General features: G+C 71.1%; 15 protein-coding genes, 1 tRNA gene and 1 pseudogene. 6 read left to right on the top strand and 11 right to left on the bottom strand.

Translation table 11 applies throughout. The features are described from left to right. Window positions 1–201 precede the first annotated feature (201 nt). Window positions 202–1,284 (bottom strand): ABC transporter ATP-binding protein, encoded by a 1,083-nt coding sequence (locus CEB94_RS18360; RefSeq protein WP_175433274.1) that lies wholly within the window; start codon window positions 1,282–1,284, stop codon window positions 202–204. 312 nt (window positions 1,285–1,596) lie between these two features. On the opposite strand from CEB94_RS18360, the gene CEB94_RS18355 reads away from it, so the two are divergent. Further along, window positions 1,597–1,670 (top strand) — tRNA-Thr (locus CEB94_RS18355). Window positions 1,671–1,822: 152 nt separating this feature from the next. On the opposite strand, the gene CEB94_RS18350 is transcribed toward CEB94_RS18355, so the two are convergent. The 3 genes from CEB94_RS18350 to CEB94_RS18340 are packed head-to-tail and all read right to left on the bottom strand — an operon-like array spanning window position 1,823 to window position 4,957. Further along, entirely contained in the window at window positions 1,823–2,737 is a 915-nt protein-coding gene (locus tag CEB94_RS18350; protein WP_425472460.1) for an aminoglycoside phosphotransferase family protein, read from the bottom strand. A 31-nt stretch (window positions 2,738–2,768) separates the two neighbouring features. Next, window positions 2,769–3,752, bottom strand: coding sequence for a zinc-binding dehydrogenase (locus tag CEB94_RS18345; RefSeq protein ID WP_175433272.1), 984 nt, complete (start codon window positions 3,750–3,752; stop codon window positions 2,769–2,771). 44 nt (window positions 3,753–3,796) lie between these two features. Further along, window positions 3,797–4,957, bottom strand: coding sequence for an FAD-dependent oxidoreductase (locus tag CEB94_RS18340; RefSeq protein ID WP_175433271.1), 1,161 nt, complete (start codon window positions 4,955–4,957; stop codon window positions 3,797–3,799). A 129-nt stretch (window positions 4,958–5,086) separates the two neighbouring features. Between CEB94_RS18340 and CEB94_RS18335 the strand changes: the two genes are divergently transcribed. Further along, window positions 5,087–5,764 carry a pentapeptide repeat-containing protein gene (locus CEB94_RS18335; RefSeq protein WP_175433270.1) on the top strand — a complete coding sequence of 226 codons (678 nt, stop codon included), beginning with the start codon at window positions 5,087–5,089 and terminating at the stop codon, window positions 5,762–5,764. A gap of 131 nt (window positions 5,765–5,895) precedes the next feature. On the opposite strand, the gene CEB94_RS18330 is transcribed toward CEB94_RS18335, so the two are convergent. Both CEB94_RS18330 and CEB94_RS18325 read right to left on the bottom strand, forming a co-directional pair. Then, the gene (locus CEB94_RS18330; protein ID WP_175433269.1) at window positions 5,896–6,549 is read right to left on the bottom strand and encodes a hypothetical protein; all 654 of its coding nucleotides are present in this window, start codon (window positions 6,547–6,549) and stop codon (window positions 5,896–5,898) included. 61 nt (window positions 6,550–6,610) lie between these two features. Then, window positions 6,611–7,111 carry a hypothetical protein gene (locus tag CEB94_RS18325; protein WP_175433268.1) on the bottom strand — a complete coding sequence of 167 codons (501 nt, stop codon included), beginning with the start codon at window positions 7,109–7,111 and terminating at the stop codon, window positions 6,611–6,613. 7 nt (window positions 7,112–7,118) lie between these two features. On the opposite strand from CEB94_RS18325, the gene CEB94_RS18320 reads away from it, so the two are divergent. Then, window positions 7,119–8,567, top strand: coding sequence for a M1 family metallopeptidase (locus CEB94_RS18320; RefSeq protein ID WP_175437054.1), 1,449 nt, complete (start codon window positions 7,119–7,121; stop codon window positions 8,565–8,567). Between the two features lie 202 nt (window positions 8,568–8,769). Here the strand turns inward: CEB94_RS18320 and CEB94_RS18315 are convergent, their stop codons facing one another. Further along, window positions 8,770–9,345 (bottom strand): TerD family protein, encoded by a 576-nt coding sequence (locus CEB94_RS18315; RefSeq protein ID WP_031135830.1) that lies wholly within the window; start codon window positions 9,343–9,345, stop codon window positions 8,770–8,772. A 159-nt stretch (window positions 9,346–9,504) separates the two neighbouring features. Here CEB94_RS18315 and arfB point away from each other — a divergent pair, with 159 nt between their 5' ends. Further along, window positions 9,505–9,942, top strand: coding sequence for an alternative ribosome rescue aminoacyl-tRNA hydrolase ArfB (gene arfB, locus CEB94_RS18310; protein ID WP_175433267.1), 438 nt, complete (start codon window positions 9,505–9,507; stop codon window positions 9,940–9,942). On the opposite strand, the pseudogene CEB94_RS18305 reads toward arfB, so the two are convergent. After that, window positions 9,939–10,407: pseudogene (locus CEB94_RS18305) on the bottom strand (GNAT family N-acetyltransferase). The gene arfB and the pseudogene CEB94_RS18305 overlap by 4 nt on opposite strands. Before the next feature lie 45 nt (window positions 10,408–10,452). Next, the gene (locus CEB94_RS18300) at window positions 10,453–11,037 is read right to left on the bottom strand and encodes a flavin reductase family protein (RefSeq protein ID WP_175433266.1); all 585 of its coding nucleotides are present in this window, start codon (window positions 11,035–11,037) and stop codon (window positions 10,453–10,455) included. A gap of 337 nt (window positions 11,038–11,374) precedes the next feature. Between CEB94_RS18300 and cdgB the strand changes: the two genes are divergently transcribed. Beyond that, window positions 11,375–13,033 (top strand): diguanylate cyclase CdgB, encoded by a 1,659-nt coding sequence (cdgB, locus tag CEB94_RS18295; RefSeq protein WP_175433265.1) that lies wholly within the window; start codon window positions 11,375–11,377, stop codon window positions 13,031–13,033. 117 nt (window positions 13,034–13,150) lie between these two features. Next, on the top strand, window positions 13,151–14,098 hold the full coding sequence (locus CEB94_RS18290; protein WP_175433264.1) for a carbohydrate-binding protein: 948 nt from the start codon (window positions 13,151–13,153) through the stop codon (window positions 14,096–14,098). Window positions 14,099–14,104: 6 nt separating this feature from the next. Here CEB94_RS18290 and CEB94_RS18285 read toward each other — a convergent pair whose 3' ends face one another. After that, complete coding sequence (locus CEB94_RS18285) at window positions 14,105–15,034, bottom strand: 1-phosphofructokinase family hexose kinase (RefSeq protein ID WP_175433263.1); 930 nt, start codon at window positions 15,032–15,034, stop codon at window positions 14,105–14,107. A gap of 120 nt (window positions 15,035–15,154) precedes the next feature. Beyond that, window positions 15,155–16,354, bottom strand: a complete 1,200-nt coding sequence (gene nagA / locus CEB94_RS18280) for an N-acetylglucosamine-6-phosphate deacetylase (protein ID WP_425472548.1) — start codon at window positions 16,352–16,354, stop codon at window positions 15,155–15,157. Between the last annotated feature and the right edge of the window lie 30 nt (window positions 16,355–16,384).

Below are 16,384 nucleotides of genomic sequence, written 5' to 3'. Positions count from 1 at the left end.
CCGGTAATGGTTTGTAGACATTTAGTCACCGGTTCGGGGGATGAGAGAGTGCCATTTTCTGGGTATGGCGTTGACGCACAAAGCTCGAAACGTCCGGTCTGCCGGGGTATTTTTCGACAAGGAGAAGGGCCCCGCAGCGCGCTGCGAGGCCCTCTTCGTCAACCTGGGTGAATTACCCGGGGTTGTGCGTTTGCTGGTTGATCAGTCCGACAGGCGCGCACCGGTCGACGTCGAGAACACGTGGGTCTCGCCGGAGCGGGGCACGACGTGCAGCTGGCTGCCCTTGTCCGGGACCTCACGGCCGCTGACGCGGACGACGAGGTCCTTGGAGTCGTCGCCGACCTGGGCGGTGCCGTAGACGTACGCGTCGGCGCCGAGCTCCTCGACGACGTTGACGGTGACGGCGAGGCCCTGCTCGACGTCCGACACCTCGAAGTGCTCGGGGCGCACGCCCACGGTGACGGTCTTGTCGGTGGCCGCGGCGATCGCGTCGCGCTGCACCGGCACGACCGACTTGCCGAACTTCACGCCGCCGTCGGTGATCGGCACCTCGACGAGGTTCATCGCCGGGGAGCCGATGAAGCCGGCCACGAAGAGGTTGGCGGGCCTGTCGTACATGTTGCGCGGGGTGTCGATCTGCTGGAGCAGACCGTCCTTGAGGACCGCCACACGGTCGCCCATCGTCATGGCCTCGACCTGGTCGTGGGTGACGTAGACGGTGGTGATGCCCAGGCGGCGCTGGAGCGAGGCGATCTGCGTACGGGTGGACACGCGGAGCTTGGCGTCCAGGTTGGACAGCGGCTCGTCCATGAGGAACACCTGGGGCTCACGCACGATGGCGCGGCCCATGGCGACACGCTGGCGCTGACCGCCGGAGAGGGCCTTCGGCTTGCGGTCCAGGTAGTCGGTGAGGTCGAGGATCTTCGCGGCCTCCTCGACCTTCTGCCGGATCTCCGCCTTGTTGACGCCGGCGATCTTGAGCGCGAAGCCCATGTTGTCGGCGACGGACATGTGCGGGTAGAGCGCGTAGTTCTGGAACACCATGGCGATGTCCCGGTCCTTGGGCGGCAGGTGCGTGACGTCGCGGTCACCGATGCGGATGGCTCCACCGTTGACGTCCTCGAGCCCCGCGAGCATGCGGAGCGAGGTGGACTTGCCGCAGCCGGAGGGGCCGACGAGGACGAGGAACTCGCCGTCCTCGATGTCGATCTCCAGCGCGTCGACGGCGGGCTTGGTGGAACCCGGGTAGATCCGGGTCGCCTTGTCGAACGAGACAGTGGCCATGGTGAATGAACCCCTTCTACCGGCAGGAACGTGCCGGACGATCCGAGTAGGAAGGCGGTGCCACGACGGTCATTCCGTTGTGGTGTAGTCCACGCGTGTGAACTGGCTCAGGACGGTACCTGGCGTTCACACGTCTGTCAGTAGTTCCGGGCCTGTGAACTTCGCGGAAATTTTCGAAGCGGCACGTCATGGCTGTCCGTGGCGGTTCACCGCGGCTTCACCGCACGGCAGGGGCCCGAACGGAACTTCGTGGCTCGGCGTAACGGGCTCTGTGTACAGTGGTGCCGCCTCGCGTACGGCGACGTAGCGCGCGCCTCCTTAGCTCAGCTGGCCAGAGCAACGCACTTGTAATGCGTAGGTCGTCGGTTCGAATCCGACAGGGGGCTCTGCTGAACCCCAGGTCAGATGTCAGGTGACCTGGGGTTTTCTTGTGCTCCAGCCGGTCCGGCAGCCGATCACCGGCGGCTGGGGCAGTGCCACCAGCAATGCCAGGACTCGGTGAGGTCGCTCCTGCTGTGTCCGAGGCGTGCCGCGCCGGTCACCAGCGCAGGCGGCGGGCGATTTCCAGTTGGGCGTCGTCGATGGGGCGGTCGTCCTTGATGTCCCACAGGGTGTTCTGAAGGAGGCGGCCGAGGGTCCAGGCGCGGGCGCGGTCGCGGTCCAGGGCGAGGATGTCGGTCATGGCGTCGAAGCGCCAGAGGATGTTGTCGGGGTCGTAGCGGTTGTCGAGGGCGGGCCACAGGTCGAAGCCCGGGTCGCCGGCGAGGGGCTTGGGGTCGATCGCGAGCCAGGGGGCGCGGTCGGAGGCGAGGACGTTCTCGTCGTGGAGGTCCCAGTGGAGGAGGCGGTCGCCCGGCTCGTCCATGACCTCGCGCACTGCGGCCGCGCAGTCGGCGACGAGGCGGCGGGCCTCCGGGTCGGGGATGCGGCCGAGGGCCCAGGGGGTCTGGTCGAGCATGCCCTGGGCGATGTCGCCGAGGTGGCGCATGCCGGGCGGGGCCGGGAAGGACGTGAGGTGGGCCAGGAGCTCGGCGATGGTGACCACGACCTGGTGGTCGTCCGGCACGTGGGACAGCATGCGGGTCTCGTCGAGGCGCTCCAGCAGCATGGTGCCGGTGGGCTCGTCGTGGTCGAGGAGGCGGGCGGCCCCGTCGCCGCTCCAGACGCGCAGCGCCACCGGTTCGCCCTCGGTCTCCTCGTCGAGGATCTGGAGCTTGAGGACCGCCGGGGTGCCGTCGGCGCGGACGACCGGGAGGACCAGGGCGGAGACGCCGTGCATGGGCGGTCCGTCGGGTCTCAGCTGCCAGTGGTCGAGGAAGCGGGCCGTCTGCTCCGGCAGTCCGGTGATGAAGGCGCGGCCCGCCTCGCCGTTGAACTTCTCCTGAGATGCCGCCAGTTCCCGGGGAATGTCGATCACCCTCGGCACGGTAGTGGGGCGTGCTGGGTGGGTCATGCGAATGTGCGGGTGCGGGCGTCGTGACCGGTCATGGCTCCAGGACGACCTTTCCCGTGGTGCCCCGGGTCTCCAGCGCCCGGTGCGCTGCCGCGGTTTCGCGGAGCGGGAAGCGCTGTACGGCCGGGGTGAGCCGGCCCGCGGCGGCCTCGGTGAGGGCGCGCAGTTCGAGGGTGCGGACGGGGTCGGGCCCGCCGGCCTTCCCCAGCATCACCGGCCCGAGGACCTGCTCGGAGACGCCGTCGACGAGGTAGGGCCCGCCGGTCTGGATGCCCGCGCCGGACCAGCCGAAGACGATGTGCTTGCCGCCCGGGCCGAGGAGGCCGACGGCCTCGTGGGCGACGTCGCCACCGACGCCGTCGAAGACGATCGTCGCGGCCTGGCCGCCGAGCTGGGCGCGGACCTTCGCGGGCCAGGCGGGGTCCGTGTAGTCGACGGCGAGATCGGCGCCGCCCGCCTGCACCCGGGCGGTCTTCTCCGGCCCGCCCGCGAGGCCGACGACCGTCGCGCCGGCGTTCTTGGCGTACTGCACGAGGAGGGTGCCGATGCCTCCGGCGGCGGCCGGGACGATGGCCACCGAGTCGGGGCCGAGGTCGGCGAACTGCAGGATCCCCATCGTCGTACGGCCCGTGCCGATCATGGCGACGGCCTCGGCGAAGTCCAGGTTCCCGGGGATCTCGTGCAGGCGCTCAGCCTCGGTGACGGCCAGCTCGGCATATCCGCCGGGGACGAAGCCGAGGTGGGCGACCACCTGCTTGCCGAGCCACAGCCCGGCGACGCCCTCGCCCAGGGACTCCACGACCCCGGCGACCTCGCGGCCCGGGACGGTGGGCAGCGGCGCCCGCTCGTTCGCCGGTCCGCCCCGCATGCCCTCGCGCAGGGCGGCGTCCAGGAGGTGGACGCCCGCCGCGCGTACGGCGATCCGGACCTGGCCGGGGCCCGGCCGGGGGTTTTCGACCTGCTCGTAGGTGAGGTTCTCGGGCGGGCCGAAGGCGTGCAGGCGGATGGCGTGCATGGCGACTCCTCTGGTGGGGCGTTCGGTGCGACCAGCCTTCAACCTCAAGCTTGCTTGAGGTCAAGCTCGCGCCGGCCGAGGGCCAGGGAGACCGCCGTCAGGGCGCTGTTGAAGGACACCTCGGACAGCACACCCGGGGCCGCGACCTGGTCGCCGGCGAGGTAGACGCCGGCGCCCCGGTCCACGGCCGGCCGGTCGCGCCAGCTGGTGCCGGGCAGATCGACCGCGCCCGTACGGCCGTTGGCCACCGCCTCGCGCCGCCAGGTGACCCGCTCGCGCCAGCCCGGGAAGCCCAGGTCGAGCAGCTGCTCGGCACGGGCGGTGCCGTCGGCCTTGGACTCGTGCGGGGCGAGGGGGATCTGACCCTGGATCAACTGCTCGCCCTCCGGGGCGAGGCTGCGGTCCTGGGCGGTGAACCGCTCCAGCCAGCCGGGTGCGTCCAGGTCGGAGACCGCGAAGGCGTCCCCGCGCCGGGTGCGTACGGCCAGGTCGACGAGGGCGGTACGGCCGCCGGGCCAGGTCAGGGAGTCGTCCCCGAGCAGGCGGCGGGCGGCGTCGAGGGAGGTGGCGACGACGACGGGTGTGTCGGTGGGCAGCTCGTCGACGCGGGACAGCGTCTCCATCCGGACGCCCAGATTCCAGGCGCGAGCGGCCATCCGGTCGATGAGGCTCGCCCAGCCGCCGCGCGGGTAGTGCGCCTCGGGTGGCAGCTTGGTGGCACGGCGCAGCCGCTCCTGCACGAACGCGGCCGACAGTGACCCGGGGTCGTGGTGGAACAGGGCGACCGCCGAGTAGTGCGCGGCGGCCCGGGCCCCCTCCTCGCCCGCGATGCCCGTCGCCCAGGTCAGGAAGTCCACGTCCACGGGCGCCTGCCGGCCCGCCCGGCGCAGCAGCTTCAGCATCGGGAACGGCGGGGTGCGGCGCAGCACGCCCTGGTGCCGCAGCCGGAGCCGGGCGGCCTCCAGGGGCGGGAGCGGGGCGAGCGGGCCGATGAGGTCGCGCTGCTTGAGCCAGGCCCAGTGCGGGCCGCCGTTGTAGAGGGCGTGCGGACCCTCGTTGGTGCGGTAGGGGCCGTCGGCGGTGCGCGCCCGGCCGCCGAGGGTGTGATGGGCCTCGTGGACGGTGACCTTGGCGCCCGCCTCGGCAGCGGTGATGGCCGCGGTCAGTCCGGCGAAGCCGCCGCCGATGACGGTGATGCGGTGCATGGCTGGGGATCTCCCTCGGGTCGGGGCCGCCTTCTGTGAGTACGACCGATCGAGGGCACCGGAATGTGACACGACGGGTGTTCACGCAGGTCAGGGCGCGTTGTCAGTGGTGGGGTGCAGCATGGGGAGATGGCGAGGAGAGCGGCGGGCGGTACGGGTGTGAAGGGCGCGCGGCGACCGGAGGTGCGGCTGCCGGTGCTGGAGCCGTACGAGGGTCGTGGGCTGGAGCCCGATGGGGACTATGACGGGCTGGACTTCCGGGACGCGGACTTCACCGGGCAGGACGGGTCGGGCGCTCGTTTCATGGACTGCGCCCTGACGGGCTGCGCGCTGGACGAGACCCGGCTGCGGCACGCCCGCGTCCTGGACTCGGCCCTCACCGGTGTCCGCGGCGTCGGCACCGACCTCGCCGAGGCGACCCTGCGCGACGTGGAGCTGAGCGATGCCCGGCTCGGCGGACCGCAGCTGCACGGGGCGGTGCTGGAGCGGGTGCTGATCCGCGGCGGCAAGATCGACTATCTGAACCTGCGCACGGCCCGGCTCAGAGACGTCGTCTTCGAGGGCTGCGTCCTGGTCGAGCCGGACTTCGGCGGGGCCCGGCTGGAGCGCGTGGAGTTCGTGGACTGCGCGCTGAAGGGCGCCGACTTCCACGCGGCGACCCTGACCGACGTCGACCTGCGGGGGGCCGCGTCGCTGGAGATCAGCCGGGGGCTGGACCGGTTGTCGGGGGCGGTGATCAGCCCGGCACAACTGCTGGACCTGGCACCGGTGCTGGCCGCGCAGTGGGGGATCCGCGTGGAGGGCTGACCCCCTGCTTCACATCCCGTGACCCTTACATCCCATAGCCGTGACATCCATAGCCGTGACATCCGTAGCCGTGACATCCGTAACCGTGACATCCGTAGCCGTCACGTCCGTAGCCGTCACGTCCGTAGCCGTCACTTCCCGTACCAGCCTCCCGCCCCCGCCCTCTCCGGGCAGTCGTAGGACTGGTGCAGTGCGATGAGGGCGTTGACCAGACGCGGGTCGAGGTCCTGGCTGAGCAGCTGGTAGTCCTCGGCCACCGCGCGGAAGACGAGACGGGCGCGGCGTGAGCCGTCGCGCCAGATGACGCGTCGCGGCGGGCGGAAGCCGTCGTCGGCCTCCGCCAGCAGCACCCAGGCCAGAAACAGCAGATAGACCGGCAGGCCGAGCGGCCACCACAGCGCCCACGCCCACAGACGGCCCTGGTAACCGTCGAGGACGGGCCCGGCGACCGGCTCCACGGTCCACCGCTTGCGGCCCCAGCGGAAGGCGCGACGCCGCCGCAGCGTGATCCGCCCGAGCGGTGCCCCCTGGGGGTCCAGGACCTGGTACACCGCCGGGCGTCCGCTCAGCCGGGAGCCCAGGGTCTGCTCCGTGATCACGCGGGCGACCGGCGTCCAGTCCTCGGCGCGCAGATCGAAGACCCGCAGCGAGTGGAGCCGGTCGGGGGCGGGGCCGGGATCACGGATGAGGCGGACGGACGTGCCCCGCCCCGGTTCGTCCCCGCTGACGACGGCCGGTGGGGTCATCTTGTAGTTCAGCCCGTAGACCACACGCCCCTGCGCCATGCCTCTGCTCTCCCCGTGTCAGGTACTGATCACGGGTGATGCTGCCACCATGGTCGGCCGGTCAGGAGACCCGGGGGAAGCGGGCCAGTAGGGTCCAGATCGCCGGGTTCTCCGCGAGGTCGTCGTGCAGGTCGGTGAGGTCGGCGATCAGGTCGTGCAGGAAGTCCCGTGCCTCGCCGCGCAGTTCGCTGTGGGAGACGGTGAGCGCTGGCTCCTCCGCGCGCATCCAGTCGGCCTCGATGTCCACCCAGCCGAAGCGGCGCTCGAAGAGCATCCGGTCCGTCGACTCGGTGAAGTCCAGTTCCGCCCGCTGCGGCCGGGAGGCCCGCGAGCCCGCCGGGTCCCGGTCGATCCGCTCCACGATGTCGCACAGCGCCCACGCGAAGTCGAGTACCGGCACCCATCCCCAGGCTGTGGACACCTCGTGATCCGTCTTGGTGTCCGCCAGATAGACGTCCCCGCAGAACAGGTCGTGCCGCAGTGCCCGGACGTCCGCGCGTCGGTAGTCGGTCTGCGGCGGGTCGGGGAAGCGGTTGGAGAGGGCGTAGCCGATGTCGAGCACGGAGGTGATGGTGTCATGCGCCCGTAGGATCGCGATCGTGGCCCGATCTGTACGTCTTGTCCCCACGCTGCCCGCAGCCACCCTGCTCGTCGCCGCTCTCGTCCTCACCGGGTGCGGCGGCGGCGTGCACGGCACCCCGGGCGGCTCCGGCGTCCGCGACCCGTACTTCCCGAAGGCCGGCAACGGCGGCTACGACGTCACCCACTACGGCCTGCGTCTCGCCTACGACCCCGACGCCCACCACCTCACCGGCACGGCCACTCTCACCGCCCGCGCGGCCAAGGACCTCTCCGCGTTCAACCTCGACCTGCTCGGTATGGAGGTCGAGAAGGTCACCGTCGGTGGCGAGAGCGCCCGCTGGAACCGCGCCGGGCAGGAACTCACCGTCCGGCCGCACGGCGACATCGACCGGGACGAGACGTTCCGCGTGACCGTGCGCTACTCCGGCGCACCCGAGACCGTCACCGACCCTGACGGCTCCCAGGAGGGCTGGCTGCGCACCACGGACGGGGTGCTCGCGCTGGGCGAGCCGACGGGGGCGATGGCGTGGTTCCCCGGCAACCACCACCCCTCCGACAAGGCGGCGTACGACCTCACGGTGACCGTGCCGCAGGGGCTGCGAGCCGTGTCCAACGGGGAGTTGCGAAGCGAGAGGACCGCACGGGGGCGTACGACGTTCGTATGGCACTCCGGTGAGCCGATGGCGAGTTACCTCGCCACGCTCGCGATCGGCCGCTTCGACATCAGCCGCTCCAGGGCCGGGGACGGTCCGCCCGTGTACACGGCGGTCGACCCGGCGGAGGCGGCGGCGAGCCGGGCCGTGCTCGGGCGGATCCCCGAGGTGCTGCGGTGGGCGGAACGGCGGTTCGGGCCGTACCCCTTCTCCACCGCCGGCGCGATCGTCGACCGCGCGCCCGATGTCGGCTACGCGCTGGAGACCCAGAGCCGGCCGGTCTTCCCCGGCGCCCCCGGCATCACGCTCCTCGTCCATGAGTTCGCCCACCAGTGGTACGGCGACTCCGTCACGCCGAAGAGCTGGCGGGACATGTGGCTCAACGAGGGCTTCGCGACGTACGCGGAGTGGCTGTGGGAGGAGGACCACGGCGGGGACAGTGCGCAGGAGACGTTCGACGCGCTCTACTCCGGCGAGTACTTCGATACGGAGGCGGCCGGGCAGGAGATCTGGGAGTTCCCGCCGGCGGACCCGCCGAGCGCCGCGCGGATCTCCGACCCGCCCGTGTACTGGCGGGGGGCGATGGCGCTGCAGAAGGTGCGGCAGGCCGTCGGGGACGACCGGTTCTTCTCGATGCTCCGGGGGTGGGCGGCCGAGTATCGGTATGGCAACGCCGACACGGCCGACTTCACGGCGTACGTCGAGCAGCAGGCCCCGGGGGAGGACTTCGAGGGCATCTGGGAGGACTGGCTGTACGGGGAGGGGAAGCCGGAGGGGGCCTGAGGGGCCGAAAAGGGGTGTAAGGGGGTCCTGCGGGTCCTGAGGGAAAGCGCCGTTGGGGCTTGCGCCGCGTAGTCGGGTGCAGATGGTTCGTGGCTTGACGCGCTGTTCCCCGCGGCCCCCTGGGGACGCTCCCCTGGGGGTGCCAGAGCCCCCGGCCCGTCATCCGCGGCCGGGGGCTCCGTAGGTCACCCAAGGGCGTCCGTCAGACGTTCACACCGAAGTCCTGGGCGATGCCGACCAGGCCCGAGGCGTAGCCCTGGCCGACCGCGCGGAACTTCCACTCCGCGCCGTTGCGGTAGAGCTCGCCGAAGACCATGGCCGTCTCCGTGGCCGCGTCCTCCGACAGGTCGTAGCGGGCGATCTCCGCGCCGCCGGCCTGGTTGACGATGCGGATGTAGGCGTTGCGCACCTGGCCGAAGTTCTGCGAGCGGTTCTCCGCGTCGTAGATCGACACCGGGAAGACGATCTTCTCGATGTCGGCCGGGAGGCCGGCGAGGTTGACGTTGATCGCCTCGTCGTCGCCGGCGCCTTCACCCGTGCGGTTGTCACCGGTGTGGACGATCGTGCTGTCCGGGGTCTCCTTGTTGTTGAAGAAGACGAAGTGGGCGTCAGAGTAGACCTTGCCCTGCGTGTTGACCGCGATCGCGGAGGCGTCGAGGTCGAAGTCCGTGCCGGTGGTGGTGCGGACGTCCCAGCCGAGGCCCACGGTGACGGCGGTCAGGCCCGGAGCCTCCTTGGTGAGCGAGACGTTGCCACCCTTGGACAGGCTTACAGCCATTGTTGGGAGTCCCTTCCCTCGTTTACGTGCGGCAAAGACACTGCGGCATCGAAGCTACAGCTACCCCATGAACGTGGAGAGGGGTACGCGAGGTTCCAGCTCCTTTACTTTCTTTACTCGCGATTATTCGGGTGACGTGGACGGGACAGGAGCGGGAACATGGACGGCATGTCCGGTCCCCATGTCATCCGTGGCTCCGTCTCCCTGCCCGAGGCCGAGCTCATGTGGCGTTTCTCGCGGTCGTCGGGCCCGGGCGGGCAGCACGTCAACACCAGCGACTCCAAGGTCGAGCTGAGCTTCGACCTGGCGAAGACCGAGGCGCTGCCCGCGGTGTGGAAGCAGCGGGCCCTGGAGCGGCTGGCCGGGCGCCTGATCGACGGCGTCGTCACCGTACGGTCCTCCGAGCACCGCTCCCAGTGGCGCAACCGTGAGGCAGCGGCCGTACGCCTCACCGCGCTCCTGGCCGAGGCCACCGCACCCCCGCCCAAGCCCCGCAAGCCGACCCGGATCCCCCGGGGTATCAACGAGCGGCGGCTGCGGGAGAAGAAGCAGCGCTCGGAGACGAAGCGGGGGCGCGGCGCGCGGGACTGGGGCTAGGCCAGCTCCAGAACGCCTACCGTCTGGCCCCCGCTGTTCTCCCCGTCCGGGCGGAAGCCGAGCCCGAGGTAGAAGCCCTCAGGACCGTTCGGCCCCGGGTGCCACGTGACGTAGCACTTCTTGGTGCCGCGCCGGCGCAACTCGGCGGCGACGGTTTCGACGGCGAAACGGCCGTACCCCTTGCCCTGCTCCCCGGCCGCGATGTTCAGCCGCCACAGGCCCGAACGGATCTCGCTGCCGTCCCCGTACCAGTCGATGCCGAGGCACGCCATGGCGAAGCCGACCGGGCGGTCGCCGTCGACGATCAGGCGGGGCCAGGCGACGCAGGGGGTGGACGTAGGCCTCGGCGAGCGACTTCACCACGGGGGCGACGGCATGTTCCTGGTCGGGGCGGACGTGGATGCCGAGGGCGGCGTCGAGATTCTGGGGGGTGATCTCCTCGAGCCGCAGGCCGGTCGTCGTCATGGGCGCACCCTAGGCGGGCGGCTCGGCGCCCGGCCAACGGTTTCCTCAGCCCAACTGCCGGTACCGGCCCCGGAAGTACGTCAGAGGGCCGCCCTCCGCACTGGGGACGGAGGCGGTCAGGACGCGGCCGATGACCAGGGTGTGGTCGCCCACCCGGACGCGCTGCTCGGTGCGGCACTCCAGGACGGCCAGGGCGCCGCCGACCAGCGGGGCGTCGGTGTACTCGCCGCGTGTGTAGGGGATGTCGGCGAACAGCAGCCGGTCGCTGAGGCGGCCCTTCATCGCGAAACGGCCCGCGATGTGCCGCTGGCTCTCGGAGAGGACCGAGACCGCCCACAGGTCCTGCTCCTCCAGCAGGTCGTCCATGCGGGAGCCCTCGCGCAGGCTCACCAGCACCAGGGGCGGGTCCAGGGACACCGACATGAAGGCCGTGGCCGTCATGCCCACGTCCTCGACATCCGGCGCCGAGGGGTCGTCCGGGTCGAGCGAGGGCTCCTGCGCGGTCACCAGGACCACACCCGAGGCCAGCCGGGACATGGCGGCGCGGAACTCGTCGTTGCTCACCCCCTCAGCATGCCCGGAGGCGGGCGACGGAATGATCGGGGACGGGGCAGCGGGAGTGTTCGGCACACCGGAAACGCTAATGTCCGCCGCGCGCGCCCCGCATCGGACTCCCGCCCGATCGCGGTCCTAGGACTCCCGACGGACATCCGCGGTCCACCGAAGAGCACGACGGAAATACATGTGCGCAACCTGACAAAGTTTGCGTCGGCAGACGCATGTGAAGAACGCAGAAACTCCACGCAGTTGTTCAGGTTTGCCTGTGACTTGAGTCACAAGGGGCAGGAATTGTTGACCCTGTGTACCGAGTGAGCAGCGCGCTGTGATTCAGTGGCGGGGAAGCTGCCAGGACGATACGCCGATGAGAACCCTTGATTCGCTGCGAGGTCTCGGGGGGAGGGCGAGCATGGAGAGCGAGTCGGAGCCCTACGTCCGCCTTGCGTCCCTGCGACAACTGCACCAGGTCATGGCCGACATGAACACGGCCCGCAGCCTGGCGGACACACTGCAGACCGTCGCGGAGGGCGTCGTCGCGGCCCTCGGTTACGAGCTGGCGTGTGTGAACCTCGTACGGCCGGACGGCGATCTCGTCGTCGCCGCCTTCGCCGGGAACCCCGCCGCCGAGGCCCTCATCACCGGCCGCGTCGGCTCGCGCGATTCCTGGGAACGCCGCCTCGGCATGGGGGAGCACTGGGGCGACCTGGTGTTCATACCGCACACCGAGGGCTGGGTCCTCGACGACGACGACGTCCCGCAGTGGTACACCGACGGCCCCGCCCCCCGATTCGAGGACGAGTGGCACCCGGCCGACCGGCTCTTCGCCCCCATGTACGCGCCGGGCCCGCAGGGCAGCGCGGCGGGCGGCGAGCTGATCGGCGTGCTCTCCGTGGACCGGCCGCGCAACGGCCGCCGGCCCGGCGCCTGGGGCCGCGAGGCGCTCCAGATGTACGCCTTCCAGGCCGCCATCGCGATCAGCAACGCCCGGCTGCGCGCCAACATGCAGCGCGCGCTGGTCCGCCTGGAGCGCGAACAGCAGGCGCTGCGGGCAAGTGAGGAAAGCTTCAGGCAGGCCTTCGAGTACGCACCGTCCGGCATGGCCATCGCCGAGATGGGCGGTGACCAGCACGGCCGGATCCTGCGCACGAACGACGCGCTGTGCCGGCTGCTGGGCCGCCCCGCCTCCGCGATGCGCCGCTACTCGTTCTCCGACCTGGTCCATCCCGAGGACATAGGCACCCTGCTGCGGACCTCGGCGGAGGGCGGACGCGCGGAGCTCCGCCTCGGCCGCCGCGACGGTACGTACGTGTGGGTCTCGCTGCGCAACAGCGTCGTCGCGGACGCCGCCGACGGGCCGCGCTTCCTGCTCACGCACGTCGAGGACATCGAGGAGCGCAAGCGCCGCGAGCTCCAGCTCGCTCACCGCGCCTCCCACGACTCGCTCACCGGCCTGCCCAACTCCGCGGAGCTGCGCTCCCGCCTGTCGTCCCGGCTCTGCCAGCGGGCCACGTCCCCGCACACCGCCGTCGAGTCCGTCGACGCGGCCTACGGCCATCCCGCGTTCGACGTGGTCGGGCCCGGCTTCGACTTCCGGCAGGGCGTCGAGCCGTACGACGCCTACGACCACCATGTGCACACCGTCGCGCCGGACGGGGACCACGACGACGGCACCAAGGGCCTCGCCGTGCTGTTCTGCGACCTCGACGGCTTCAAGTCGATCAACGACCGGTTCGGGCACAACGCGGGTGACGCGGTTCTCATCGAGGTGGCCCGGCGGCTGAGCAACGGCGTCCGTGACGGCGACACGGTCGCCCGGCTCGGGGGTGACGAATTCGTCATCCTGGCCGACGGACTCGGCCGGGCCGACGCGCAGGACCTCGCGGTCCGGCTCCGCAACGAGATCATCCAGCCCATCCGTGCCGAGGGGCGGGCCGTCCGGGTGGGCGCCAGCTTCGGCATCGGATGGGCACACTGTGGAATGACGGCGGACGAAGTGTTGAAATCCGCTGACGAGCGGATGTACGTCGAGAAACGATCTCGTCCCAAACAACACAGACGCGCCGGGTGAAGCCCAGGTCAGTGAGTTGATGCGGTCTGAGTCACCCGTTTGGGTCTCTGGGAGCGGGTAGGCTCGCTTACTCACCCGTGTACCGCATGCACCGCACCTGACTGAGGAGACCAAGGGATGACGCCCGGCAACAACGGCGCGAGCACGCCCGAGGACGACGACCCGTTCGGCTATCTCTACGCCGACGGGCAGGCCAACGGAGCCCAGCCGCCGTCCGGGGGCTACGGCTACCCGAACTCGGTCAACCGGGTGCGAGCGGTCGGTACCCGCCCGTACGGCCAGCCGCAGGCCGCTCAGACCGCGCCCTACGGCCAGGTCCCGCAGCAGCAGGCTGCCCACAGCCGGCCGAACGCACACTACGCGGCGCCGGAAACCCTGCCGGGCGGTGCGCAGACCGCGCAGCAGCAGATGCCCGGCGGCGGTGGCGGCCGGGGTGGCCGCGGCCCCAACACCAAGGGCCTGCTGATCGGCGCGATCGCGGTGGTCGCCGCGGTCGTCATCGGCATCGGCGTGGCCATGCTGGGCGGCGACAAGGACAAGGACAAGGCGTCCGACGAGGTGGGCACGAACCCGAACCAGTCCCAGGAATCGAAGCCGAGCCCTTCGACCAGCAAGGCCGGCCAGAGCAAGGCGGACCTGCCTGAGATCGACGCCAAGGCGCTGCGCCTCGGCGGCGGCGCGACCCTCAGCCAGGACGTCAAGGGCGCCCAGTCCGACGGCGGCATCTACGTCGGGAACCTCAACCAGGTGGGCTCCTCCGTCACCTGGACCGTCAACGGTGTCCCCAAGGACGGTGCCTACACGGTCTTCGCCCGCTACAGCACGGTGGACGAGGATCAGGAGATGACCCTCACCGTCAACGGAAAGCCGTTCGGCAACAAGCTGAACATGGGCAACTTCACGCACACCTCGGACGGCGACTTCGCCAAGGGCTGGACGAAGACGTACGCCTGGCCGACCCTCAACAAGGGCACCAACACGATCTCGCTGTCCTGCCAGGACGGCGACAAGTGCAACGTCCTGCTGGACCAGCTGTGGCTGAAGGCGGGCCAGGTCGAGGACTGAGCCGGCCTAGGCCGCGCTGACCTCCCCCGAAACCGTCACCCTCCCCAGCAGCTCCTCGTACACCCCCCGGTCGAATTCCCCGGCAACCGGTGCTGCCACCGTCGCTGCCGCGAGGGCCGTCGCGCGGGTCAGGCGGTCCGGCCAGGGGAGGTGTTCGGTCAGGCCTGACAGCAGGCCCGCTACCACCGCGTCGCCGGCGCCTGTCGGGTTGCCTCGTAGCGGGGTCGGTGGGGTGGATCGCCAGCGGCCTTCCCGGGTGGCGGCGAGGAGGCCCTCGGGACCGAGGGACGCGACCACCGCGCCCGCGCCCCGGCGGCGGGCGTCCTGGGTGGCGCGCAGCGGTTCGTGGGAACCGGTCAGTTCCGCCAGTTCCTCAGCGTTCGGCTTGATGATGTCGGGGCGGGCCGCGACGCCCCGGCGCAGGGGCTCGCCGCTGGTGTCCAGGAGGACCGGGACACCGAAGGAGCGGGCCGTGCGGACCAGGCCCGCGTACGCGCCCACCGGGACACCTGGGGGCAGGCTGCCGCACAGGGCCACCGCGGAGGCGGAGGCGAGGAGGTCGTCGTAGGCCTCCTGGAACGCCGACCACTCGCCGGGCGCGACCATCGGGCCCGGTTCGTTCAGCTGGGTCGTGTCGCCGGTCCGGTCGTCGACCACGGCGATGGTGCGGCGGGTCGCCCCGGCGAGCGGGACGAGCGCGTCCACGACACCCGGTACCGCCGCGAGCCTCTCCTGCACGACCCGGCCCGTCGCCCCGCCCGTGAACCCCGTCACCGTCACCTCGTGCCCGAGGGCCGCGAGCACCCGGGCCACGTTGACGCCCTTGCCGCCGGGGCGTTCCGTCACCTCGGAGACGCGGTGGGAGGCGTGCGGCCTGAGGGACCGTACGCGGTAGGTGATGTCGAGAGCGGTGTTCAGCGTGACCGTGAGGATCACCCGGGCCGACCTCCCCCGATGTGCGTGCCGACATGAACGTGCAGGTAGTCCGATCATGCCAAAGTCACGGCGGTCGGCCCAGTCCTGGAGCCGGCCACCGTCTCTCGACTGCGGGATGGATCAGCCCAGTTGGGGACCGACCAGCCATTCGCCCCGGCGCATGACGCCCTTCAGGTCGTACGCGGAGTCCAGGATCAGCAGGTCGGCGTGTTTTCCGGGCTCCAGTGAGCCGATCGTGTCGTCCAGGCCGAGCAGGCGGGCCGGGGTGGCGGACAGGGCCCGCACCGCGTCCTCGACGGAGAGGCCGTCGACCGTGACCGCCCGCTTGAACGCGCGGTCCAGGGTGAGCGTCGAGCCGGCGATCGCGCCGTCCCCCACCAGGCGGGCCACGCCGTCCGCGACCTCCACCTCCAGCGGGCCCAGCCAGTAGCGGCCGTCGCCGAAACCGGCCGCGTCCATCGCGTCCGTGATGAAGGCGACCCGGTCCGCGCCCGCGTGGTGGAACGCCAGCCGGAGCGCCGCCGGGTGCAGGTGCGTTCCGTCGTTGATCAGCTCGACCGTGATCCGGTCGTCCTCCAGGAGAGCCGCGATCGGGCCGGGGGAGCGGTGGCCGAGCGGGGGCATCGCGTTGAAGAGGTGGGTGGCGACCGTGGCGCCCGCGTCGATGGCCTCCACCGTCTGCTCGTACGTCGCGTCCGTGTGGCCGATCGCCGCGATCACTCCGTGGTCGGCGAGGAGGCGTACGGAGTCGAGGCCGCCGGGGAGTTCGGTGGCCAGAGTGAGCATCCTGGCCTGGCCCCGGGCCGCGTCGATCAGCTTGCGGACGTCCGCGGGGTGGGGGTCGCGCAGGAGGGCCTCGGAGTGGGCGCCCTTGCGGCAGGGGGAGATGAACGGGCCCTCGAAGTGGACGCCGGCGATCTCGCCCTGCTCGGCGAGTTCGCTCAGCAGGCCCGCGCGCCGGGTGAGGAAGTCCATGTCGCCGGTGACGGTGGAGGCGACCAGGGTGGTCGTGCCGTGCAGGCGGTGGGTGTGGACGCCCTTGAGGATGTCGTCGACCGTGCCGGAGGTGAAGGAGGCTCCGCCGCCGCCGTGGTTGTGGAGGTCGACGAAGCCGGGGATGACGTAGTGGTCTGTTACGTCGATGACCGTCGCGTCTTCCGGGGCCGTGGTGGTGATGCGGGTGCCGTCGATGACCAGCCGGCCATCGCGGACGGCTCCGGTCGGGAGGACCACGGTGGCGCCGGCGAGGACTGTGGGGGTTCCCGACGTTGCGGGGTGCGGGTTGTGTGTGGCTGGTCGCGCCCCGCGGCGGAGCCGCATATCGGCGCTGTCCCGCGCCCCTGGGTGGGC

It is taken from the genome of Streptomyces hawaiiensis (assembly GCF_004803895.1).
Classification (GTDB): domain Bacteria; phylum Actinomycetota; class Actinomycetes; order Streptomycetales; family Streptomycetaceae; genus Streptomyces; species Streptomyces hawaiiensis.
This window is presented reverse-complemented; position numbering and strand designations above follow the sequence as displayed.